Origin of the sequence: Modestobacter sp. Leaf380, assembly GCF_001424485.1 — a bacterium.
GTDB lineage: Bacteria > Actinomycetota > Actinomycetes > Mycobacteriales > Geodermatophilaceae > Klenkia.
Genome location: NZ_LMQC01000012.1, coordinates 479,037 through 499,984 on the forward strand (window position 1 = coordinate 479,037; position 20,948 = coordinate 499,984).

Genomic DNA, 20,948 nt, shown 5'->3' on the forward strand with positions numbered 1-20,948 from the left:
ACCCCGCTCAGCACGACGGCCCGGCCCCCACCGGGGACCGGGCACGCCACGTGCCGGGAGGACCCCCTCGCCCGGTCCCGGTCCGCGCGGGGCGCGGGCCGGGGGCGGGGGGGGTCCTCCTTCAGTGCGCTGCTTCGTAGGCGTCCACGACGGTGCCGGGGATGCGCCCGCGGTCACTGACCTCGTGGCCGTTCTTGCGGGCCCAGTCGCGGATGGCGCCGGCCTGCTCGCGGTCCATCCGACCCCCGCCGCCGCCACCGGTGGCCTTGGAACGGCCGGCACCGGAGGCGCGGGTGCCGCGGCTGCTCACCTTGCGGGCGGCGTCGACGTACTTCGCGAAGACGTCCCGCATCTCGCCGGCGTTCTTCTCGGAGAGGTCGATCTCGTACGTCGTCCCGTCGAGTGAGAACGTCACCGTCTCATCGGCGGGGGTGTCGTCGTCGAGGTCGTCACTGAGGATCACCTGGACCTTGCGAGCCATCTCGTTTCCCATTCCTGTCGCTGGCCCCCGTGCGGCCGTGGATCTCGTCGCCATTCTCGGCGACGAATTCATTGCACCACGGCGTACGCGTTCCGAGCCAATCCGCCGGCCCATTCCCGAGAAAGGCCGACCCCATGGGGGCAGAATGGGCTAAGAAGTGATGGGGCGCACGAGTGGGAACAGGATCGTCTCCCGGATTCCGAGACCCGTGAGCGTCATCATCAAACGGTCCATCCCCATTCCCACACCACCGGTGGGGGGCATCCCGTACTCCAGGGCCTCGAGGAAGTCCTCGTCGAGCACCATGGCCTCGGGGTCGCCGGCGGCGGCCAGCAGCGCCTGGGCGGTGAAGCGCTCGCGCTGCACCACGGGGTCCACGAGCTCGGAGTACCCGGTGCCGCGCTCGATGCCGCCGATGTAGAGGTCCCACTTCTCCGCGACGCCCTCCACCGAGCGGTGCGCCCGCGTCAGCGGCGAGGTCTCGGTGGGGTAGTCCACGACGAACGTCGGGGCCTGCAGGCTGTCCTGGACGAGGGCCTCGAAGAGCTCCTCGACCAGCTTGCCCGCACCCCAGGCCGGGTCGACGCCGACCTCGTGCCGCTCGGCGATCGCCCGGAGGGTCTCCACCGGCGTCTGCGGGGTGATCTCCTCCCCCACCGCCTCGGAGGTGACGCCGTACAGCGACACCTGCGGCCAGACGCCGGACAGGTCCACCTCGGTGCCGTCGTGGTGCCGCGCGGTGTGGTCGCCGAACAACGCCGCACAGGCGTCCTGCACGAGCTCGCGCGTCGTCGTCGCCATGTCCTGGTAGTCCGCGTGCGCCTCGTAGAACTCCAGCATCGCGAACTCCGGGGAGTGCGAGCTGTCGGCACCCTCGTTGCGGAAGTTCCGGTTGATCTCGAAGACCCGGTCCAGGCCGCCGACGATGCAGCGCTTGAGGAAGAGCTCGGGCGCGATCCGCAGGTACAGGTCCAGGTCGAAGGCGTTCATGTGCGTGCGGAACGGGCGCGCGGCAGCCCCGCCGTGCACGACCTGCAGCATCGGCGTCTCGACCTCGAGGTAGCCGCGGGCGGTCAGCCCGGCGCGCACGGCGGCGTTCACCGCGGCGCGCTGGTGCACCACCCGCTGGGCCTCCTCGCGGACGATGAGGTCGACGTAGCGACGGCGGACCCGCAGCTCCTCGCTCATCGGCTTGTGCGCGACCGGGAGCGGGCGCAGCGCCTTGGAGGCCAGCTGCCAGCTGTCGGCGAAGACCGAGAGCTCGCCGCGGCGGGAGGTGCCCACCTCGCCGGTGACCAGCACGTGGTCCCCGAGGTCGACGTCGGACTTCCAGGCGGCCAGGGACTCCTCGCCCACCCGGTCGCGGGAGAGCATGACCTGCAGCTCGGTGCCGCCCTCGCGCAGCGTGGCGAAGCACAGCTTGCCGGTGTTGCGGCTGAAGATGACCCGCCCGGTGACGCCGACCTGCGTGCCGGTCATGACGTCGGCGTCCAGGTCCGGGTTGGCCTCGCGGACCGCGGCCAGCGAGGTCGTGCGGGCCACGCTGACCGGGTAGGGGTCGATGCCGGACTCGCGCAACCGGTCCAGCTTCGCGCGGCGGACGCGCAGCTGCTCGGGGAGCTCGTCGTCGGGCGCTTCAGGTGGTTCCACGGTCACCCGGGTGAGCCTACGGACCGGGACGGCGGTGGCTCAGCGCACGCCCCGCTGGTGGCGCTCGTGCGCCAGCCGGAGCCCGTGCACGGTGAGGTCGGGCTCGCGCTCGCCGATGGAGCGACAGCTGTCGACCACCAACGGGTGCAGCCCCCCGGTGGCGACGACGAGCGGCGCGGCGCCGTAGGAGGCGACCAGTTCCCCGGCGATCCGGGTGACGAGCCCGTCGACCAGGCCGGCGAACCCGAGCACCACGCCGGACTGCAGCGCTGCGACGGTGTTCTTGCCGATGGCCTGGGCGGGCACGGTCAGCTCGACCGAGCGCAGCTGGGCGGCCCGCGAGGCCAGCGCGTCCAGGGAGACCTCGACGCCGGGGGCGATGGCGCCGCCGAGGAAGGCACCCGTCGGGCCGACGGCGTCCACGGTGGTGGAGGTGCCGAAGTCCACGACGACGACCGGTCGGCCGGTGCCGTCGGGTCGACGGCCGTAGAACTCGTGCGCGGCCAGCGCGGTGACCACCCGGTCGGCGCCGACCTCGCGGGGGTTGTCCACGTGCAGTGGGACGCCGGTGCGCACCCCGGGCCCGATGAGGGTGACGGGGACGTCGAGCCGGTCGGTGAGCTGGCGCAGGGTGGGCAGCAGCTGGGGCACCGTGGAGCAGGCGGCGACGCCGGTGACGTCGGTGTCGCGCAGCAGCCCGCGCCACAGCAGCTGGACCTCGTCGGCGGTGGCCCGCGGCTGGGTGCGGACCCGCCAGCAGCCGGCCACCGTGTCGCCGTCGAAGACGGCCAGGACGGTGTGGCTGTTGCCGACGTCGACGGTGAGCAGCATCAGTGCGTCCGCAGGTCCAGGGCGAGGTCCAGGATCGGCGAGCTGTGGGTGAGCGCGCCGACGGACAGGTAGTCCACGCCGGTCTCGGCGACCTCGCGGGCCACGGCGAGGGTGAGCCCGCCGGTGGCCTCGGTCTCGGCGCGCCCGGCGACGGCGGCGACGGCCTCGCGCAGGACGTCGGGGGACATGTTGTCCAGCAGCAGGAAGTCCGCGCCGGCCTCGACGGCCTCGACGGCCTGGGCGACGGTGTCGGCCTCGACCTGGACGGTCACCCGCGGTGCCCGCTCCCGGACGGCGGCCACGGCGGCGGCCACGGAGCCCGCGGCGGCGACGTGGTTGTCCTTGACCATGGCGACGTCGTAGAGGCCCATCCGCTTGTTCGAGCCCCCGCCGCAGCGGACCGCGTACTTCTCCAGCGCGCGCAGTCCCGGGGTGGTCTTGCGGGTGTCGAGCACGACGGCCCCGGTGCCGGCCACGGCGTCCACCCAGGCGCGGGTGGCGGTGGCGATGCCCGAGGCCCGGCTGGCGATGTTCAACGCGGACCGCTCGGCGGCCAGCAGGGCGCGCACGTGCCCTGAGACGGTGAGCAGCACGTCGCCGCGGCGCACCCGGTCGCCGTCGGCGGCCCCGGCGACGATCGTCGCGGACGGCGACAACCGGCCGAACACCCGTGCGGCGACCGGCAGCCCGGCGACGACGCCGTCGGCGCGGGCGACCAGGTCGGCGGTCCCGCGCTGGGTGGCCGGCACGGTCGCGGCACTGGTGACGTCGTGGGCGACGGCCTGGTCGGGGGCGTGCGGCAGGGGCGTGCCGCCGGTGAGGTCCTCGGCCAGCGTGCGCTCGACGAGTTCGGTGACCCAGGCCTCGTCCAGGCCGGTGCCGGTGAGGTCGCGCGGGTCGGGTCGGGTCGCGGGGACGGTCACCAGGTCACCTCGGGGGGCGTGCCGACGGGGCGGGGGGTCAGCTGCAGGGCGCCGTCGCGGGTCAGCCGCACGTCCAGGTGCACCGCCCAGGCGTCTTCGGCGTCGGGGTGGTCCTCACGCCAGTGGCAGCCGCGGGTCTCCTCGCGGGCGCCGGCGGCGGCGGTGAGCGCGGTGGCGACGGTGAGCAGGTCGGTGGCCTCCCACCCGGGGACGCCGGGTTCGGCCTCGCCGAGCAGGCCGGCCAGCGCGGCGAGCTCGCCGGCGGCGGCGGTCAGCCCGGCGCCGCTGCGCAGCGCGCCGACCCGGGCGGACATGGTGGCGGTGAGCGGGGTGCGGGCGGCCGGGTCCAGCAGTCCGTCCCGGTGCGCGACCTGCTCGGGCACCGCCTCGGGCACGGGCAGCTCGGCGGCCAGTGCGGCACCGATGCGGCCGGCGAACACCAGGCCCTCCAGCAGTGAGTTCGAGGCCAGCCGGTTCGCCCCGTGCACGCCGGTGCAGGCGACCTCACCGCACGCGTAGAGGCCCGGGACCGTCGTGCGGCCGGTGAGGTCGGTGGCCAGGCCGCCGGAGGCGTAGTGCGCGGCCGGGGTGACCGGGACGAGCTCGGTGACCGGGTCGATGCCGGCCTCACGGCAGCGCGCGACGATCGTGGGGAACCGCTCGGCCAGGCCCGCGACGTGCCGGGCGTCGAGGAACACGTGGTCGGTGCCGTCGCGCAGCTGCACCCGGGTGATCGCCTTGGCGACCACGTCGCGCGGGGCCAGCTCGGCCAGCGGGTGCACGCCGACCATGAACCGCTCCCCCGCGGCGTCGCGCAGCAGCGCACCCTCCCCGCGCAGGGCCTCGCTGACCAGCGGCTGCTGGCCGCGGGAGTCCGGGCCCAGGTAGAGCGCGGTGGGGTGGAACTGGACGAACTCCAGGTCGGTGGCCACCGCACCGGCCCGCAGGCCCAGGGCCACGCCGTCCCCGGTGGAGACGCTGGGGTTCGTCGTCGCGGCGTAGACCTGGCCCATCCCACCGGTGGCCAGCACCACCGCGCGGGACCGGACGGCGCCCACGCCGTCCGCGGTGCCCTCGCCCAGCACGTGCAGGGTGACCCCGGCGGCGCGGCCGGCGCCGTCGGTGACCAGGTCCAGCACCATGGCGTGCTCGACGAGGGTGATGCCCGGGTCGGCGGTGACCGCCGCGTGCAGCGCGCGCTGCACCTCGGCCCCGGTCGCGTCCCCGCCGGCGTGCACGATCCGGTCGGCGTGGTGCCCGCCCTCGCGGGTGAGGAGCAGGTGGCCGTCGGCGCCCCGGTCGAAGGCGGCGCCCCAGCTGATCAGCTGGCGCAGCCGGTCCGGGCCCTCGGTCACCAGGGCCTGCACGGCCGCCGGCTCGCACAGCCCGACGCCGGCGGTCTCGGTGTCCGCGGCGTGCGCGGCCGGGGAGTCGGTGTCGGCGAGCACGGCGGCGATCCCACCCTGCGCCCAGCGGGTGGAGCCGTCGTCCACCTCGACCTTGGTGACGACGGCGACCGACAGCCCGGCGGCCCGGGCGTGCAGCGCGACGCACAGCCCGGCGACGCCGGACCCGACGACGCAGACGTCCGCGGTCAGCTCCCAGCCCGGCTGCGGAGCGGCCAGCCGCAGCGGCAGGCCCGTCGGGATGGCCGGACCGGAGGCGACGGGAGCTGCCGCGGACAGCGTCACCGCTGGAGGGTCTGGGTGACGTCGTCCCCGCGGACGAGGTCGTTGCCGGCGACGCCGGGGGGCGGGGTGGCGGGGTCGCTGCCCAGGTCGACGACCCGGTTGTCGGCGTCGACGTGCACGACGGTGGGCAGGTACGCCTTGGCGTCCGCGGAGTCCATCAGCCCGTAGCTGATCAGGATGACCAGGTCACCGGGGTGCACCAGGTGCGCGGCGGCGCCGTTGATGCCCAGCACGCCGGAACCGCGCTGACCGGGGATCACGTAGGTCTCCAGCCGGGCCCCGTTGGTGACGTCGACGATCGCCACCTGCTCGCCGGCCAGCAGGTCGGCGGCGTCCATCAGGTCCTCGTCGACGGTGACCGAGCCGACGTAGTGCAGGTCGGCCTGGGTCACCGTGGCGCGGTGGATCTTGGACTTGAGCATCGTGCGCATCACCGTGCGGCCTCCAGGGCGAGAGGGGTGTTGTCGATCAGTCGGGTGCTGCCGGCGCGCGCGGCGACCAGCAGTCGGGCCGGGCCGACCGTGGGCGCCGGGCCGAGGTCGGGGTCGGTGAGCTCGAGGTAGTCCAGCACCAGGGAGGGCTCCTCCGCCAGGACGGCGTGCGCGGCGGCCAGCACGGCGTCCGGGCCCTCCCGACCGGCGGCGGCCCCGGCCCGCAGCGCGGCCGAGAGCGCTGCGGCGGTGGCGCGCTGGTCCGGGGTGAGGAACCGGTTGCGGGAGGACAGCGCCATCCCGTCGTCCTCACGGACGGTGGGCGCGCCCACGACCTGGACGCCGAGCGCCAGCTCGCGGGCCATCGCGCGGATGAGCGTCAGCTGCTGGTAGTCCTTCTCGCCGAACACCGCGACGTCCGGGCGCACCAGGCCGAAGAGCGTGGCCACGACGGTGAGCACGCCGGCGAAGTGGCCGGGACGGACGGCGCCCTCCAGGACGTCGCCCAGCGGGCCCGGGTGCACGGTCACCCCCAGCGCGCCGTCGGGGTACACGTCCCCGACGCCGGGGTGGAACACGACGTCGGCGCCCTCCTCGGCCAGGGCGGCGAGGTCGGCGTCCCAGGTGCGGGGGTAGCGGTCGAAGTCCTCGCCGGGCCCGAACTGGGTGGGGTTGACGAAGACCGAGACCACGACGCTGCCGCCCAGCGTGCGGGCGTGCCGGACCAGCGTGCGGTGACCCTCGTGCAGCGCGCCCATGGTCGGCACCAGGACGACCGGACCGGGCAGGTCGGCGACCAGCTTGCGCAGGTCGGCCACGGTCTCGGCGACGGCGACACCGGTCCCGCGGCCGGTCACCGGGACACCTCGGTGGCGTCCAGCAGCTCGGTGAGCGGGGCGGCCTCGTGCGCCTTGAGCCGCCCGGCAGCCCGGGCCCGCTCGGTGGTGCGGCGGGCCATCGCGACGTAGGCACCGACGGCGTCGGGCGCCCGGTCGGCCAGCGCGGCCAGGTGCCCCGCGACGGTGCCGACGTCACCGCGGCTGACCGGGCCGGTGAGCCCGGCGTCCCCGCGGCGCAGTCCGTTGTCCAGCGCGGCGCTCAGCAGCGGGCCCAGCACCCGGGCGGGGTCCTCGACGCCGGCGGTGCGCAGCAGGTCGGCGGCCTCGGCGACCAGGGTGACCAGGTGGTTGGCCCCGGTGACCAGGGCCGCGTGGTAGAGCGTGCGGTCGGCCTCGGCGACCCAGAACGGCTCGCCGCCGGCCTCCAGCACCAGGGTCTCGGCGACCGCCCGGTGCTCGGGGCGGCTGGTGACGCCGAACGGGGTGCCCACGAGCCGGTCCAGGTCCTCCGCGCCGCCGGAGAACGTCATGGCCGGGTGCAGCGCCAGGCTCAGCACCGCGGCCTGCTCGGCGGGGGCCAGCACGGCCAGGCCGTGCGCGCCGGAGGTGTGGAAGGCCAGCTGGCCGCGGCGCCAGACACCGGTCTCGGCGAGGCCGGCCACCAGGCCGGGCAGGGTGTCGTCGGGCACGGCCAGGACGACCAGGTCGCTGGCGGCCACCACCTCGTCGGTGGGCAGCAGGGGGACGCCGGGCAGGAGGCGGGCGGCCCGTTCGGCGGAGGCGGCGGACAGGCCCGCGGCGGCGACCACGTCGTGGCCGGCGGCGGCGAGCGCAGCGCCCAGCACGGCGCCGACCCGACCGGCACCGACGACGCCCACGCGGAGTCGGGCGGGGGCCTGCGAGACGGGCGGGAGGCCGGCTGCGGACGCAGCGCGGCGGGGACGGCGAGCAGCCATGGCGTGCACCTCTCGTTCCAGTCCCTCGCGGGTACCGGACTCATCGGCGTGCGGTCCCTCGTCGTCGAGGGTCCGCGGGGTGGTGCTGGGTGTGGTGCTGGACGGTGCTGTGGTGCGGCGACCGGGCACCTGCTGCGACCAGGGTGTGTCACGCAGGTGTCGTGTCGTCGGCGAGTGTGTTACGCGTGGACGGCCTCGGCAACGCCTGCGGGCTGTGTGCTGACTCACCCGGGGAGCTGGCTAGGGTCCAGACGCAGGTCGGCGACGCTGCCGGCCCCCACCCGAGGAGCACTGTGAGCGCCACTGACTTCACCGGACGCACGGCCCTGGTCACGGGCGGCAGCCGCGGCATCGGACTGGCGATCGCCCGGTCCCTGGTCGAGCGGGGTGCACGCGTCGTGCTGACCGCCCGCAAGGCCGACGCCCTCGCCGAGGCCGTCGAGTCCCTGGGCGGGCCGGAGGTGGCGGTCGCCGTCGCCGGGAACGCCGGGGACCCCGAGCACCGCGCCGAGGCCGTCGCGACCGCCGTCTCGACGTTCGGCAGCCTGGACCACCTGGTCGGCAACGTCGGCATCAACCCGGTCTACGGCCCGCTCATGGACGCCCCGCTGGACGCCTTCCGGAAGATCCTGGACACCAACGTCGTCGGCACCCTGGGGCTGGTGCAGGAGGCCCACCGGGCGTGGCTGGGCGAGCACGGCGGCTCGGTGCTCATCGTGGCCTCGGTGGCCGGGCTGAAGTCCAGCCAGGGCATCGCCGCCTACGGGGTCAGCAAGGCCGCGCTGGTCAACCTGACCACCCAACTGGCCGTGGAGCTGGGCCCGCAGCGGATCCGGGTGAACGCCGTCGCCCCGGCCGTGGTGAAGACCCGGTTCGCCGAGGCCCTGTTCGACGGCCGCGAGGACGAGGTGTCCCGGCAGTACCCGATCGGCCGGCTCGGCGTCCCCGAGGACATCGGCGAGGCCGGGGCCTACCTGCTCTCCGACGCCGCCGGCTGGGTCACCGGCCAGACCCTGGTGCTGGACGGCGGCGCGCTCTCCCAGGGCCCCATCTGAGGCAGCTCAGCGGCCGTCGAGCACCCGGGCGAGGACGTCGTCGTCGGTGCTGTCGTCGTCCTCGCGGTAGCGACGGCGCCGGCGGGACCCGCCGGCGGTCGAGCCGGACTCGGCGAGGATCTCGGTGAGCCGCTGGTGGCCTGCGGTCTCGTAGACGTCCGGCTCGTGCTCGGGTTCGGCCGGGACCACGACGACCTCCTCCTCGGGTGCCCGCCGGTGGTGCCGGGGCCGGTCCGCGGCCGGCGGCGCCTCCCACAGCGAGGCGGCCGGGGCCGGCGTCGGCTCCGGTGCCGGCTCGCGGACGGCGTCCCAGCTGGTGGTCTCCTCCCAGCGCTCCGGCTCGGCCGGGGCGGGGACGGCGGCGGGTGCGGGGACGGCGGGTGTGGGGACGACCGGTGCGGGGACGGCGGGCTGCGCCGCCACCGGTCGGACCGGCTCGGCGGGGAGGTCGCGCTGCCCCAGCCACTCCCGCGGGGACGGCGGCTCCGGCCGTGCCGACTGCTCGGCCATGACCGGCTCGACCGGCTCGGGCTCGATCCGCGGGAAGGAGCGGGTGGCGTCGGCCGGGAGCGGAGCCGGCGCCGGGACCGGCGGGGTGGTGGTGCGCACGGGGAGGGGCTCGGGGGTCGGGTCCACCCACACCGGCGCGGCCTCCAGCAGCCGGTCCTCACCGCGCTCGAGCCGAGGGCGCTCGCTGGGCATCCGGATCGACTGGGTGCGCATGACGATCCGCTCGACCAGCATCTCCCCGGACAGCTGCTCGGTGAGCTCGTGGCGCAGCCGGCTCATGTCGGACTTCAGCTCACCGAGCCCCGCCAGCTGGTCGCGGAGGGCGGCCAGGCCGGCCAGGTCGTTGCGCAGCTGGTCCATCTCGGCCCGCATGGCCTCCTGGGTCTCCCGCCGCAGCTGGTTCTCCAGCCGCAGCTCGTACTCCCGGCGGGCGGCGACCTCGCGCTCGAGCTCGAGCTCGTAGGCCTGCCGCAGCTCGGCCTCCCGGCCGGCCGCGACGGCCTGGTCGGTCTTGCGGCGGCCGGCGGAGAAGGCGGCGATGACGAAGGCCCACGCGACGGCGATGACGGCCAGCCGCAGGTAGAGCGCGTTGTCGGTGAGGAAGACCGCCAGCGTGGCGCCGATGGCCAGCGCGAAGCCCAGCGCGATCCCGGTGATCCGCAGCGCGGACGCCGAGGAGGTGCTGGTCCGGGCGGCGTCGTCGACCCGGCCGACGGGACGGGACGCGTGCGACCCCACGTCGTCCGGCCGGTCTGCCACCCCTCCACCCTACGGTGGCGGGGGCGGCACCGGTCGTGATCGTGACCGCAGTGTCGGGGTGACCGGGTGTCACAGTGGACGGCGTGACGCTCACCCTGCTCGACTGGCGACGACAGGTGCACGCCCTCTACGCCGCCGCGCGGTCCGCCGAGGACCCGCAGGCCGGCTGGGCCACCTGGCGGGCCGGCCGCGACCGCCTGTTCACCGACCACCCGGACTCCCCGCTCGGGGAGACCGCCCGGGCCGCGTTCACCGGGCTGCCGGTGGCGCCCTACGACCCGCAGCTGCGCTTCCTCGCCCGGCTGGACACCGACGTCGAGCCGCAACGCCTGCAGCTGCCCACCGCCGACGACGGCGTCGTCGCCCTGGACCGGGTCGGCCGGGTGACCCTGGGCGAGCTGGGTCGGCTGGACGTGTGGTGGCTGGGCGGGTACGGCGGCGGGCTGTTCCTCCCGCTGCGCGACGGCAGCGCCGGGACGACGACCTACGGCGGTGGCCGCTACCTGCTGGACACGGTCAAGGGCGCCGACCTCGGCGGGGACGCCGGCTCCCTGGTCGTCGACCTGAACCTGGCCTACCACCCCTCCTGCACCTACGACCCGCGCTGGTCCTGCCCGCTGCCCCAGGAGGGCAACCGGCTCGACGCCGTCGTCACCGCGGGCGAGCAGCTCCCGCCCGGCGGCTGGTACTGAACGCCGCGAGGCGGGCGCCCTGGGGGCACCCGCCTCGGTGACGTGCTGGAACGGCCTCGTCGCAGGGTCCCGCGGCGCGCGGAGCGCGTCGTGGGGGGCGACGAGGTCCTTCTGCTACTGGGCCAGGATCGGGTCCGTCGAGAGGACCTGGGCCATCGAGATCTCGCCCTGGATGAGCGCCTGGTTGGTGGCGGCACCCAGGTCGTAGTCGCCCAGCGAGGCGAACTGGAAGCCGTAGACGTCCTCGAGCCCGATCTGGCAGAACGGCCGGGTCGGGCACTCGGGGGTGGCACCCAGGACCAGCGACCCGTCGGAGCAGGCCTCGGCGAGCTCGGACATCGTGGTGATGCCCCCGAGCTCCTCCTGCAGGGCGACGGTGATGGCGAAGGCGTTGCTGTCCTCGGCCTCGGCGGGCTCGCCGAAGGTCAGGCCGGCCGGGGTGCCCAGGCCGCGCAGGGCCTCGACGCTGGGCTCCAGGTCGCCGGAGACGACGGCCTCGTCGGGGTTGCCGTCGAGGTACTCGGCGACGGTGCCGACGTACTCGGGGAAGACCTGGAACTGGCCGGCCTGCAGGGCGGGCAGGTAGGCCTCGCGCTGGCCGACGGTCTGGACGGTGGCGGTGAAGCCGGCGTTGTTGAGGGCGCCCGCGTACACGTTGGCCAGGATCTGGCTCTCGGTGAAGCTGGCGGCCCCGACGGTGACGGCGCCGCTGCCGGTGACGCCGGAGCCGAGGTCGTTGGCCTCGACGTACTCGGCGGCGGCGTCGGTGACGCTCTTGCGCTCGACGTCGACGGCGGCGTTGAGGCCGACGAGGTCCTCGGTGGTGAGCACGTCGGAGACGGTGTTCAGCGCGTCCAGGGCGGTGGGGTTCGCCTCGGCGTAGCTGGTCTCCAGCGCCGGGATGATGTTGTCGACGGCCTGGAGCTCCTTGTCGTCCTCCATCACCACGAGCTGGTCGTCGGCGATGGGCGCGCAGGTGCTGCCGGAGGCCTGGCCACCGTCGGAGCCGCCGCTGCCGTTGCCGGAGGAACCCGACTCGCCGCAGGCGGCGGTGGCCAGCACCGCGGCGATGGCGAACGGAGTGAGTACGCGGGCGCGCATGCGCATGTGTCCGCCTTCTGTGTCCCGCGCCCCCCGGGTCTGGGGGACGACGCGTGTCCGGCGGGAGGTGTCCCGCGGCCCCTGAGCGAACCGCGACCGTCGTGACCAGCGCAAATCCCCCGGGACACCGTGACCGAACCGTTGTGAACGCCGAGAGGCGGGCACCCCCCGGGGGTGCCCGCCTCTTGTGCCGTGCCGGAACGGCCTACTGGGCGAAGACCGGGTCGGTCGACAGGGCCAGCGCGAGGGAGATCTCGCCCTGGATGAGGGCCTGGTTGGTCGGGGCGCCGAGGTCGTAGTCGTTCACCTGGGAGAAGGTGAAGCCGTAGGTCTCCTCGAGGCCGGGCTGGCAGAAGGGCCGGGTCGGGCACTCGGGGGTGCCGCCCAGGACCAGCGAGCCGTCCGAGCAGGCCTCGGCCAGCTCGGAGAGGGTGGTGATGCCGCCCAGCTCGTCCTGCAGGGTGGTGGTGATCGCGAAGGCGTTCTCGTCGGCGGCCTCGGCGGGCTCCCCGAAGGTCAGGCCCACGGCGTCACCGAGCGGGCGCAGCACCTCGACGGTGGCGTCCAGGTCGGCGCTGGCCACGGCCTCGTCGGGGTTGCCGTCGAGGTACTCGGTCAGCGTTCCCACGTACTCGGGGAAGACGTCGAACTCGCCGCCCTCGAGGGCGGGCAGGTAGGCCTCGCGCTGGCCGACGGTCTGCACCGTGGCGGTGTAGCCGGCGGCGTTGAGGGTGTCGGCGTAGACGTTGGCCAGGATCTGGCTCTCGGTGAAGCCCGCGGCCCCGACCCGGACGGTGCCGGTGCCGGGGGTGGCGTCGGAGCCCAGGTCGTTGTCGGCGACGTAGGCGGCGGCGACGTCCTCGGCGGACTGGCGCTCGATGTCGACGCCGGAGTTCATCGCGACGAGGTCCTCGGTGGTGAGCACCGTGGAGATGGAGCTCAGCACGTCGAGCACGCCGGGGTTGGCGGTGGCGTAGGCGGTGTTGATCGCCGGGATGATGTTGTCGACGGCCTGCAGGCCCTCGTCGTCCTCGAGGACGACGAGCTGGTCGCCCGGGATGGGCGCGCAGGCGTCGCCGGAGGCCTCGGCGCCCCCGCCGGAGCTGGTGCCCGAGGAACCGGACTCCCCGCAGGCGGCGGTGGCCAGCACCGTGGCGACGGCGAACGTGGTGGTGAGGATGCGGGCGCTGGTGCGCATGGGTCCGCCTTCTGTGTCCCGCGCCCCGGTCTGGGGCGACGCGTGTCTGGCGGGAGGACTCCCGCAGCACACGACTCAACCCGGCACGACCGACCGGGGCAATCGGGCGTTGCCGTCTTGTTACCTCGGGGGCGAGGCTCCGGCTCCGGCGCCGACCAGGTCGCGGTCCTCGGCGGCGGGCAGGTCGACCGGCTCGTCGACCGGGCGGCGGGGGCGACCGCCGGTGAAGGGCAGCCGCTTCTCCCCGGGGGTGACGACCCAGCTGACCACGGCCAGCAGGACCTCGGTGAGCAGGGCCAGCAGGGCCACCAGCAGCGCACCGGCCATGACGACGCCGTTGTCCTGGCGGGCGAAGCCGGTGCGGATGACCGAGCCCAGCGTGCCGCCGCCGAGCAGTGCGGCCAGCGTCGCGGTGGCGACGACCTGCACGGCCGCCGTCCGGATGCCGGTCATCATCAGCGGCACGGCCAGGGGCAGCTCGGCCCGGAAGACCACCTGCCGCTCGCTCATCCCCATCGCCCGCGCGGACTCCACGACGTCCCGGTCGACCTCGCGGAAGCCCACGTAGGTGTTGGCCAGGATCGGCGGGATCGCGAAGACGGCCAGCGCGATCACCGGCGCCCAGATGGTGAACCCGATCGGGGTGACGGCGAAGATCGTGAGGATCGCCAGGGTGGGCACGGCGCGCGAGACGTTGGCCAGGCCGACGGTGATGGCCCCGCCCTTGCCCGTGTGCCCCAGCACGACCGCGAGCGGCACGGCGATGACCAGGCCGATGGCCAACGCGAGACCGGCGATCTGCAGGTGCTGACCGGCCAGGTCCAGGATGCCGCGCGGACGGGTCCAGTTGACCGGGTCGTTGAGGTAGACGAAGGCGTCCCCGATGGCGCTCACGCGGCGACCTCCACGGACTCGGCGGTGCGGGTGGCGGACCTCGTGCGCCCCGCGGTCGGGGTGCGGGTCCAGGGGGTGAGCACCCGCTCGAGCAGGGCCAGCAGCTGGTCGGCGACCAACGCCAGGACGACGCAGGCCAGCGTGCCGAAGACGATCGGCGGCCGGTAGTAGTTGGCGCTGAACCCGTTGACGATGATGATCTGCCCCAGCCCGCCCTGACCGACGACGACGCCGACCGTCACCAGGGCGACGGTGGAGACCGTGGCGATCCGCAGCCCGGCCATGATCGAGGGCAGCGCCAGCGGTATCTCCACCTTGGCCAGCAGCCGCCCGGGGCCGTAGCCCATGCCGCGGGCGGCCTCGACGGCGTCGGCGGGCACGGCCTGCAGGCCGGCCAGGAAGTTCCGGACCAGGATCACCAGGGAGTACAGCACCAGGCCGACGGCGACGGTGGTCTCCGACAGCCCGGTGAAGGGCGACAGGAACGCGAACATGGCCAGCGACGGGATCGTGTAGACCAGCGTCGAGACGCCCAGCACGGGCCCGGTGAGGAACCGGCTGCGCCGCGCGAGCAGGGCCAGCGGGAACGCGATCAGCGCTCCGATCAGCACGGACACGACGGTCAACCTGACGTGCTGGACCAACAACGGCATGATGGTGCCCCAGTTGTCGACCACCCACGAGGAGCTGAACCACGGGTTCGGCGCCGCGTCCACCGCGAGCACCGCCATCTCGCTCGCAGCGCTCACCGAGCGCGCACCAGGAAGGTCACCGCGTGGACGCTACTGCCACCTCCACCGCTCCCACCACCGCTCCCGCAGGTCAGGGCGGCGCCGAGGAGATCCGTCTGGAGGGCGTCAGCAAGGTCTACCCCGACGGTTCCGTCGGCGTGCAGTCCCTGGACCTGTCCTTCGCCGCCGGTGAGCTGACCGTGCTGGTCGGCCCCTCGGGCTGCGGGAAGACCACCACGATGAAGATGATCAACCGGATCATCGAGCCCAGCACCGGCCGCATCCTGGTGGGTGAGGACGACGTCACCCGGGTCGACCCGGTGCAGCTGCGCCGCCGCATCGGCTACGTCATCCAGAACGTGGGTCTCTTCCCGCACCAGTCCATCCGGACCAACGTGGCGACGGTCCCCAAGCTGCTGGGCTGGGACAAGAGGCGCACCCGCGACCGGGTGGAGGAGCTGCTGTCCACGGTCGGGCTCGACCCGGCCACGTTCGGCGACCGCTACCCCCACCAGCTCTCCGGTGGTCAGCGCCAGCGCGCCGGCGTGGCCCGGGCCCTGGCCGCGGACCCCTCCGTGCTGCTGATGGACGAGCCGTTCTCCGCCGTCGACCCGGTGGTCCGCGAGCGCCTGCAGTCGGAGTTCCTGCGCCTGCAGGAGACCGTGCGCAAGACCATCGTCTTCGTCACCCACGACATCGAGGAGGCCGTGCGCCTCGGTGACCGGATCGCGGTGATGAGCGAGGGCGGCAAGGTCGAGCAGTACGCCACCCCGGCCGAGCTGCTCGGGAAGCCGGCCAGCCCGTTCGTCGCGGACTTCGTCGGCTCGGACCGCGCGCTCAAGCGGCTGGCCGTCACCGGCATCGACACCGCCGACCTCGAGCGCCCCCCGGTGGTGCACGTGGACGACACCCTGGCCGAGGCCCGCGCGGTCCTGGAACAGACCGGCGCCCGCTGGGCGGTCGTGCTGGACGCGCAGGAGACGCTGCACGGCTGGCTCTCGGTGGACCGGGCGCAGGGCTCGGGCACCGTGCGCAGCGCCGGGCGGCACATGGAGGCGTGGGTGCCCGTGGACTCCACGCTGAAGAACGCCTTCGCGATCATGCTGCGGATGGAGGCCGGCTGGGTGGCCGTCCTGGACGGGGACCGCTTCCTGGGGGTGCTGACCCCGGAGTCGCTGCACGCCGCGCTGCGCCGCTCCGTCGACGGGTCGGTCCCCGAGACCGCCGGCGCCGCACTGGGCTGACCCGCCCCGGGACGACGCTCAGCCCCGCGGGGCGTCGTCCCGGTCGTCGGGCTGCTCGGGCACGCGGCAGGCGTGCTCGAGCACCAGCGCCGCACCCACCAGGGCCGCGGAGAGCACGACCCCGATCGCGGCGGCCACGGCGTCCCCGCCGGCGGCGGCCAACCGGCCGGACTCCGACAGGGCGTGCACCCCGGTGCCGGCCCACAGCCCGGCGAACCCGGCCCCCACCCAGGCGCTGGCCTGGGCGAGCACCGCCAGCCGGGCCACGAGCATGGGCTCCACCGGCCGCGCCGCGGCGGCACCGCTGCGCCCGGGGGCCGGACGGCGGTCGCGTTCGGCGGCCAGCCTGGCCCGCAGCGTCCGGGCGCCCAGCCCCTCGGCCGCGGCGAGCAGGCCGAGGGGCACCGGCTGCCACCAGTGCAACGTGGGCAGGCTGCCGTAGGACTGGCGGACGACGAGCCAGGCGACGACGGCGACGCCCACCGCCAGCACGGCCAGGTCACGGCGGGAGACCGGCTTCACGCCAGCTGCTCCCACCGCTCGACACCCTCGACGTCCTCGGGCGGGAGCGCGGCCAGCAGCTCGCGCACCGCACCCCGCCCGGGCAGGACGGCGGCCGGGTCGAGCGCCAGCCACGGCACCAGCACGAAGGCGCGCTCGTGTGCCCGCGGGTGCGGCAGGGTCAGCTCCGGGTCCTCCGACAGCACCGGCCGGCCGTCGTCGTCGGTCACGGTGACCACGTCGACGTCCAGCGTCCGCGGTCCGAAGCGGACCCCGCGGGTGCGGCCGGCGGCCTGCTCCAGCTCGTGGGCCAGCGCCAGCCACCCGGCGGCGTCCCGGTCACCGCGGACGACGGCGACCGCGTTGAGGTAGGGCGGCTGCTCGACCGGGCCCCACGGGGGCGTCTCGTACAGCACCGAGCGGGCCACCAGCCCCTCCCCCGTCAGCGCCCGCAGCGCGGTGCGCAGGGTGCCGGCCCGGTCGCCCAGGTTGGCCCCCAGCGACAGCACGGCGCGGGTCACCGGCGCTCGCGCCGGATCTGGACGGTCACGTCGTCGAAGGGCACACCCAGGTCGGCGTCCGGCTTGTGCACGGTGATCTGCACGGCGTCGACCAGCGGGTCGCCCAGGCACACGTCGGCCAGCCGCTGAGCCAGGGTCTCCAGCAGGTCCACCGGCTCGCCGGTGAGCACCGCGTGCAGCGCCTGGGCCAGCTCCGCGTAGTTGACCGTCTTCGCCAGGTCGTCCCCGGCGGCGGCCGGTGCGGTGTCGACGTCGAGCACGGCGTCGACGGAGAAGGTCTGGCCCTGCTCGCGCTCGACGGCGTAGACGCCGTGGTGGGCGTGGGCGGTCAGGCCGCGGACGGCGATCTGGTCAGGCACGGGACCTCCGGTCGGGGGCGGGGTGACGGGTGGTGGCACCCGCGGCGGCGCGGGCGGCACGGACCGCGGCCACGGTACGGACGGCGTCGACGGAGGGGCCGGCGTCGTGCACCCGGACCCCCCAGGCGCCGGCCTCGGCGGCCAGCACGGTGGTGGCCAGCGTGGCGGCGTCGCGCTGCTCGGCCGGGCGGGGGGTGCCCGCGTCGTCGGCGAGCAGCCGGCCCAGGAAGCTCTTGCGGGACGCACCGACCAGCAGCGGCAGACCGAGCCCGACCAGCCGGTCCAGCCCGGCCAGCAGCGCCCAGTTGTGCTCGGCGTTCTTGGCGAACCCCAGGCCGGGGTCCAGCACCAGCTGGGCGGGGTCCACGCCGGCGGCGACGACGTCCTCGACCCGGGCGGTGAGCTCGGCGCAGACCTCGGTCACCACGTCGCCGTAGCGCGCCGCGGCGTGCATCTCCCGGCTGTGCCCCCGCCAGTGCATGAGCACCCAGGGCACCCCCCGCTCGGCGACCAGGGCGGCCATGCCCTCGTCGGCCAGCCCACCGCTGACGTCGTTGACCAGGCCGGCGCCCGCGTCCAGCGCGGCGGCGGCGACCTCGGCCCGGGTGGTGTCCACGCTGACCCGCACCCCGGCGGCGGCCAGCTCACCGATGACCGGCAGCACCCGCTCGCACTCCTGCGCGGCGTCGACCCGGTCGGCACCGGGCCGGGTGGACTCCCCGCCCACGTCGACCCAGTCCGCCCCGGCGGCGTGCAGTGCCAGTCCGTGCGCGACGGCGGTCGGGGTGTCGGCGAAGCAGCCGCCGTCGGAGAAGGAGTCGGGCGTGACGTTGAGGACGCCCATCACCTGGCAGCGGTCCCCGCGCGGCAGAGGCGCGGTCACCGGCCCAGGACGAGGCTCATCGCCTCGGCACGGGTGGCCGCGGACTCCTTGAACACCCCGCGGACCGCGGAGGTCATCGTCCGGGTGCCCGGCTTGCGCACCCCGCGCATGGCCATGCACAGGTGCTCGGCCTCGACCACCACGATGACGCCGCGCGGCTGCAGCGCCGACATCAGCGCGTCGGCGATCTGCTTGGTCATCCGCTCCTGCACCTGGGGCCGCCGGGCGTAGACCTCGACCAGCCGGGCCAGCTTGGACAGCCCGGTCACCCGGCCGTCGGCACCGGGGATGTAGCCGATGTGCGCCACCCCGTGGAAGGGCACCAGGTGGTGCTCGCAGGTCGAGTACAGCGCGATGTCCTTGACCAGGACCAGCTCGTCGTGGTCCTCGTCGAACGTCGTCGCCAGGATCTGCGCCGGGTCCTGGCGGAGACCGGCGAAGGTCTCGGCGTAGGCCCGGGCGACCCGGCCGGGGGTGTCCCGCAGGCCGGGCCGGTCCGGGTCCTCCCCGACCGCGATCAGCAGCTCGCGGACGGCCGCCTCGGCCCGGGCGTGGTCGACGCCGTCGACCGACGCCGGGACCGCGAGGTCGGTCACCGGGACTGCGGCGCGCCGGCGTCGCCGACGGGCAGCGGCTTCTCGACGTCCCCGCCGTGGCCGTTGAGAGCCGCGGTGCCGCGGGCCTGCTCGGCCGGGGTGAGCACCGGCGGCCGGTCCGACGGCGTCCGCTTGCCGAAGCCGTTGTAGGGCGCCAGGTTCGGCCGCTTGTCCACCCCGGCGCAGATCCGAGCCATGTCGTCCTTGGTCAGCGTCTCCTTCTCCAGGAGCTCGAGGACCAGGCTGTCCAGCACGTGCCGGTACTCGACCAGGATCTCCCACGCCTCGTCGTGCGCGGCCTCGATGAGGGCGCGCACCTCGGAGTCGATGTCGGCGGCGACGGCCTCGGAGTAGTCCGAGCGGGAGCCCATGTCCCGGCCCATGAAGGGCTGGGCGTCGGAGGTGCCGTACTTGACGGCGCCGAGCTTGGCGCTCATGCCGTACTCGGTGACCATCGACTTGGCCATCGCGGTGGCCTTCTCGATGTCGTTGCCGGCACCGGTGGTCGGCTCGTGGAAGACCAGCTCCTCGGCCGCCCGCCCGCCCAGGGCGTAGGCCAGGGTGTCGATCATCTCCGAGCGGGTCTGGGTGTACTTGTCCTCGGTCGGCAGCACGAGGGTGTGCCCCAGCGAGCGCCCGCGCGGCAGGATCGTCACCTTGTGCACCGGGTCCAGGTTGGGCAGTGCGTGCGCCACCAGGGCGTGCCCGCCCTCGTGGTAGGCGGTGACCTTCTTCTCCTTCTCGCTCATCGCCCGGGTCTTGCGCTCCGGGCCGGCGAGCACGCGGTCGATCGCCTCCTCGAGGGTGGCGTCGGTGATGACGGTGCCGCCGTGCCGGGCGGTGAGCAGCGCGGCCTCGTTGAGCACGTTGGCCAGGTCGGCCCCGGTGAAGCCCGGGGTCCGGCGGGCCAGGGTCTCCAGGTCGACGTCGTCGGCCAGCGGCTTGCCGGTCGCGTGCACCTTCAGGACGGCGACGCGACCGAGCAGGTCGGGCCGGTCGACGGCGATCTGGCGGTCGAAGCGGCCCGGGCGCAGCAGCGCGGGGTCCAGGATGTCGGGCCGGTTGGTCGCGGCGATCATGATGACGCCGCCCTTGACGTCGAAGCCGTCCATCTCGACCAGCATCTGGTTGAGGGTCTGCTCGCGCTCGTCGTGCCCGCCGCCCATGCCGGCGCCGCGGTGCCGGCCCACGGCGTCGATCTCGTCGATGAAGATGATCGCGGGGGCGTTGGTCTTGGCCTGCTCGAACAGGTCACGGACCCGGCTGGCGCCGACGCCGACGAACATCTCGACGAAGTCCGAGCCGGAGATCGAGTAGAACGGCACCCCGGCCTCGCCGGCCACGGCGCGGGCCAGCAGCGTCTTGCCGGTCCCGGGCGGGCCGAAGAGCAGCACGCCCTTGGGGATCTTCGCCCCGATCGCCTGGTACTTGACCGGGTTCTGCAGGAAGTCCTTGATCTCGTGCAGTTCCTCGATGGCCTCGTCGGCGCCGGCGACGTCGGCGAACGTGGTCTTCGGGGTGTCCTTGCTGACCGCCTTGGCCTTGGACTTGCCGAAGGCCATCACGCCGCGGCCGCCGCCCTGCATGGAGCTGAACAGCCAGAACAGCAGGCCCAGGATGATCAGGAAGGGCAGGAAGCTGACCAGGATCGACACCAGCAGGTTGTCCTGGGTGACGTTGGTGTCGAAGCGCACCGGGTCACTGGAGCCGCTGCCGTCGGTGCCGCGCACCAGGTCGTAGACCTGCGAGGAGGCGCCGGCCGGGTACGACGTGGTGATCTTGTCGTTGCCGTCGACCGCGCTCGACAGGTCGATGTCGAGGGTCTGTTCCTTGTCGTTGATCGTGACCCGGTCGACGTTGCCGTCGGCGAACTGGGCCAGGGCCGTGGAGGTGGGCACCTCCTCGTACCCGCCGTTGCCCCGGAAGGCGGGCAGCACGATCGCGACGACCAGGACGACGAGGGCGACCCAGAACCAGACGGAGCGGAAGATCTTCTTGCGTTCCATACACCGATGCCGGGCGGTCCGGGGACGAGACCCGGGGTGCCCGTCGACCCTCCTGATCGTCCGTGGACGCCGCGCGACCCGAGGTGGGCACCTGCG

At 74.5% G+C, this 20,948-nt stretch carries 22 protein-coding genes; 3 read left to right on the plus strand and 19 right to left on the minus strand.

The features are described 5' to 3' along the window. Positions 1 to 121 precede the first annotated feature (121 nt). The 8 genes from ASG41_RS10350 to ASG41_RS10385 all read right to left on the minus strand — a co-directional run bounded on the left by ASG41_RS10350 (position 122) and on the right by ASG41_RS10385 (position 7,802). Complete coding sequence (locus ASG41_RS10350; protein ID WP_056294825.1) at positions 122 to 481, minus strand: Lsr2 family protein; 360 nt, start codon at positions 479 to 481, stop codon at positions 122 to 124. Positions 482 to 631: 150 nt separating this feature from the next. Beyond that, complete coding sequence (lysS, locus tag ASG41_RS10355; protein ID WP_056293537.1) at positions 632 to 2,137, minus strand: lysine--tRNA ligase; 1,506 nt, start codon at positions 2,135 to 2,137, stop codon at positions 632 to 634. A gap of 33 nt (positions 2,138 to 2,170) precedes the next feature. Then, positions 2,171 to 2,962: a type III pantothenate kinase gene (locus ASG41_RS10360; RefSeq protein WP_056293540.1), complete on the minus strand. Its 792-nt coding sequence runs from the start codon at positions 2,960 to 2,962 to the stop codon at positions 2,171 to 2,173. Then, positions 2,962 to 3,885, minus strand: coding sequence for a carboxylating nicotinate-nucleotide diphosphorylase (gene nadC, locus ASG41_RS10365; protein WP_056293544.1), 924 nt, complete (start codon positions 3,883 to 3,885; stop codon positions 2,962 to 2,964). Before nadC ends, ASG41_RS10360 begins: the two co-directional genes overlap by 1 nt. Beyond that, positions 3,882 to 5,576, minus strand: coding sequence for an L-aspartate oxidase (locus ASG41_RS10370; RefSeq protein ID WP_235564703.1), 1,695 nt, complete (start codon positions 5,574 to 5,576; stop codon positions 3,882 to 3,884). Before ASG41_RS10370 ends, nadC begins: the two co-directional genes overlap by 4 nt. Beyond that, positions 5,573 to 5,998, minus strand: a complete 426-nt coding sequence (gene panD, locus ASG41_RS10375) for an aspartate 1-decarboxylase (protein ID WP_304438019.1) — start codon at positions 5,996 to 5,998, stop codon at positions 5,573 to 5,575. The genes ASG41_RS10370 and panD overlap by 4 nt, the downstream gene beginning before the upstream one ends. Positions 5,999 to 6,006: 8 nt before the next feature. Continuing rightward, the gene (gene panC, locus ASG41_RS10380) at positions 6,007 to 6,864 is read right to left on the minus strand and encodes a pantoate--beta-alanine ligase (protein WP_056293549.1); all 858 of its coding nucleotides are present in this window, start codon (positions 6,862 to 6,864) and stop codon (positions 6,007 to 6,009) included. After that, the gene (locus ASG41_RS10385) at positions 6,861 to 7,802 is read right to left on the minus strand and encodes a Rossmann-like and DUF2520 domain-containing protein (protein ID WP_082556857.1); all 942 of its coding nucleotides are present in this window, start codon (positions 7,800 to 7,802) and stop codon (positions 6,861 to 6,863) included. The genes panC and ASG41_RS10385 overlap by 4 nt, the downstream gene beginning before the upstream one ends. A gap of 293 nt (positions 7,803 to 8,095) precedes the next feature. Here ASG41_RS10385 and ASG41_RS10390 point away from each other — a divergent pair, with 293 nt between their 5' ends. Continuing rightward, positions 8,096 to 8,857 (plus strand): SDR family oxidoreductase, encoded by a 762-nt coding sequence (locus ASG41_RS10390; RefSeq protein WP_056293556.1) that lies wholly within the window; start codon positions 8,096 to 8,098, stop codon positions 8,855 to 8,857. Between the two features lie 6 nt (positions 8,858 to 8,863). On the opposite strand, the gene ASG41_RS10395 is transcribed toward ASG41_RS10390, so the two are convergent. Further along, the gene (locus tag ASG41_RS10395; RefSeq protein ID WP_056293559.1) at positions 8,864 to 10,126 is read right to left on the minus strand and encodes a DUF6779 domain-containing protein; all 1,263 of its coding nucleotides are present in this window, start codon (positions 10,124 to 10,126) and stop codon (positions 8,864 to 8,866) included. 83 nt (positions 10,127 to 10,209) lie between these two features. On the opposite strand from ASG41_RS10395, the gene ASG41_RS10400 reads away from it, so the two are divergent. Beyond that, positions 10,210 to 10,818, plus strand: coding sequence for a DUF1684 domain-containing protein (locus ASG41_RS10400; RefSeq protein ID WP_056293562.1), 609 nt, complete (start codon positions 10,210 to 10,212; stop codon positions 10,816 to 10,818). A gap of 114 nt (positions 10,819 to 10,932) precedes the next feature. Here the strand turns inward: ASG41_RS10400 and ASG41_RS10405 are convergent, their stop codons facing one another. From ASG41_RS10405 to ASG41_RS10420, 4 genes are all read right to left on the minus strand, one after another. After that, entirely contained in the window at positions 10,933 to 11,919 is a 987-nt protein-coding gene (locus ASG41_RS10405; protein WP_235564705.1) for a glycine betaine ABC transporter substrate-binding protein, read from the minus strand. Between the two features lie 205 nt (positions 11,920 to 12,124). After that, the gene (locus ASG41_RS10410; protein WP_056293568.1) at positions 12,125 to 13,117 is read right to left on the minus strand and encodes a glycine betaine ABC transporter substrate-binding protein; all 993 of its coding nucleotides are present in this window, start codon (positions 13,115 to 13,117) and stop codon (positions 12,125 to 12,127) included. A 120-nt stretch (positions 13,118 to 13,237) separates the two neighbouring features. After that, entirely contained in the window at positions 13,238 to 14,011 is a 774-nt protein-coding gene (locus ASG41_RS10415; protein WP_082556769.1) for an ABC transporter permease, read from the minus strand. Beyond that, positions 14,008 to 14,760, minus strand: coding sequence for an ABC transporter permease (locus ASG41_RS10420; RefSeq protein WP_304438020.1), 753 nt, complete (start codon positions 14,758 to 14,760; stop codon positions 14,008 to 14,010). The genes ASG41_RS10415 and ASG41_RS10420 overlap by 4 nt, the downstream gene beginning before the upstream one ends. 26 nt (positions 14,761 to 14,786) lie before the next feature. On the opposite strand from ASG41_RS10420, the gene ASG41_RS10425 reads away from it, so the two are divergent. After that, a complete protein-coding gene (locus tag ASG41_RS10425; RefSeq protein ID WP_082556771.1) occupies positions 14,787 to 15,986 on the plus strand; it encodes an ABC transporter ATP-binding protein in 1,200 nt (399 codons plus the stop codon). An 18-nt stretch (positions 15,987 to 16,004) separates the two neighbouring features. Here ASG41_RS10425 and ASG41_RS10430 read toward each other — a convergent pair whose 3' ends face one another. From ASG41_RS10430 to ftsH, 6 genes are read right to left on the minus strand one after another with little or no spacing between them, the layout of a single operon-like run. Then, positions 16,005 to 16,508, minus strand: coding sequence for a DUF3180 domain-containing protein (locus ASG41_RS10430; protein ID WP_056293570.1), 504 nt, complete (start codon positions 16,506 to 16,508; stop codon positions 16,005 to 16,007). Continuing rightward, positions 16,505 to 17,008 (minus strand): 2-amino-4-hydroxy-6-hydroxymethyldihydropteridine diphosphokinase, encoded by a 504-nt coding sequence (gene folK, locus ASG41_RS10435; RefSeq protein WP_056293572.1) that lies wholly within the window; start codon positions 17,006 to 17,008, stop codon positions 16,505 to 16,507. Before folK ends, ASG41_RS10430 begins: the two co-directional genes overlap by 4 nt. After that, positions 17,005 to 17,367, minus strand: coding sequence for a dihydroneopterin aldolase (folB, locus tag ASG41_RS10440; RefSeq protein ID WP_056293574.1), 363 nt, complete (start codon positions 17,365 to 17,367; stop codon positions 17,005 to 17,007). The genes folK and folB overlap by 4 nt, the downstream gene beginning before the upstream one ends. Then, on the minus strand, positions 17,360 to 18,250 hold the full coding sequence (gene folP / locus ASG41_RS10445; protein ID WP_255352979.1) for a dihydropteroate synthase: 891 nt from the start codon (positions 18,248 to 18,250) through the stop codon (positions 17,360 to 17,362). The genes folB and folP overlap by 8 nt, the downstream gene beginning before the upstream one ends. Next, positions 18,247 to 18,846 (minus strand): GTP cyclohydrolase I FolE, encoded by a 600-nt coding sequence (gene folE, locus ASG41_RS10450; protein WP_056293576.1) that lies wholly within the window; start codon positions 18,844 to 18,846, stop codon positions 18,247 to 18,249. Before folE ends, folP begins: the two co-directional genes overlap by 4 nt. Further along, positions 18,843 to 20,852: an ATP-dependent zinc metalloprotease FtsH gene (gene ftsH / locus ASG41_RS10455; protein ID WP_056293583.1), complete on the minus strand. Its 2,010-nt coding sequence runs from the start codon at positions 20,850 to 20,852 to the stop codon at positions 18,843 to 18,845. Before ftsH ends, folE begins: the two co-directional genes overlap by 4 nt. Positions 20,853 to 20,948: the final 96 nt, after the last annotated feature.

Bases quoted from the DNA above. Each gene is read 5' to 3' on its own strand.
- panD (WP_304438019.1), bottom strand. From the start codon at position 5,998: ATGCTCAAGTCCAAGATCCACCGCGCCACGGTGACCCAGGCCGACCTG.
- ASG41_RS10360 (WP_056293540.1), bottom strand. From the start codon at position 2,962: ATGCTGCTCACCGTCGACGTCGGCAACAGCCACACCGTCCTGGCCGTC.
- ftsH (WP_056293583.1), bottom strand. From the start codon at position 20,852: ATGGAACGCAAGAAGATCTTCCGCTCCGTCTGGTTCTGGGTCGCCCTC.
- ASG41_RS10410 (WP_056293568.1), bottom strand. From the start codon at position 13,117: ATGCGCACCAGCGCCCGCATCCTCACCACCACGTTCGCCGTCGCCACG.
- ASG41_RS10405 (WP_235564705.1), bottom strand. From the start codon at position 11,919: ATGCGCGCCCGCGTACTCACTCCGTTCGCCATCGCCGCGGTGCTGGCC.
- ASG41_RS10385 (WP_082556857.1), bottom strand. From the start codon at position 7,802: ATGGCTGCTCGCCGTCCCCGCCGCGCTGCGTCCGCAGCCGGCCTCCCG.
- ASG41_RS10350 (WP_056294825.1), bottom strand. From the start codon at position 481: ATGGCTCGCAAGGTCCAGGTGATCCTCAGTGACGACCTCGACGACGAC.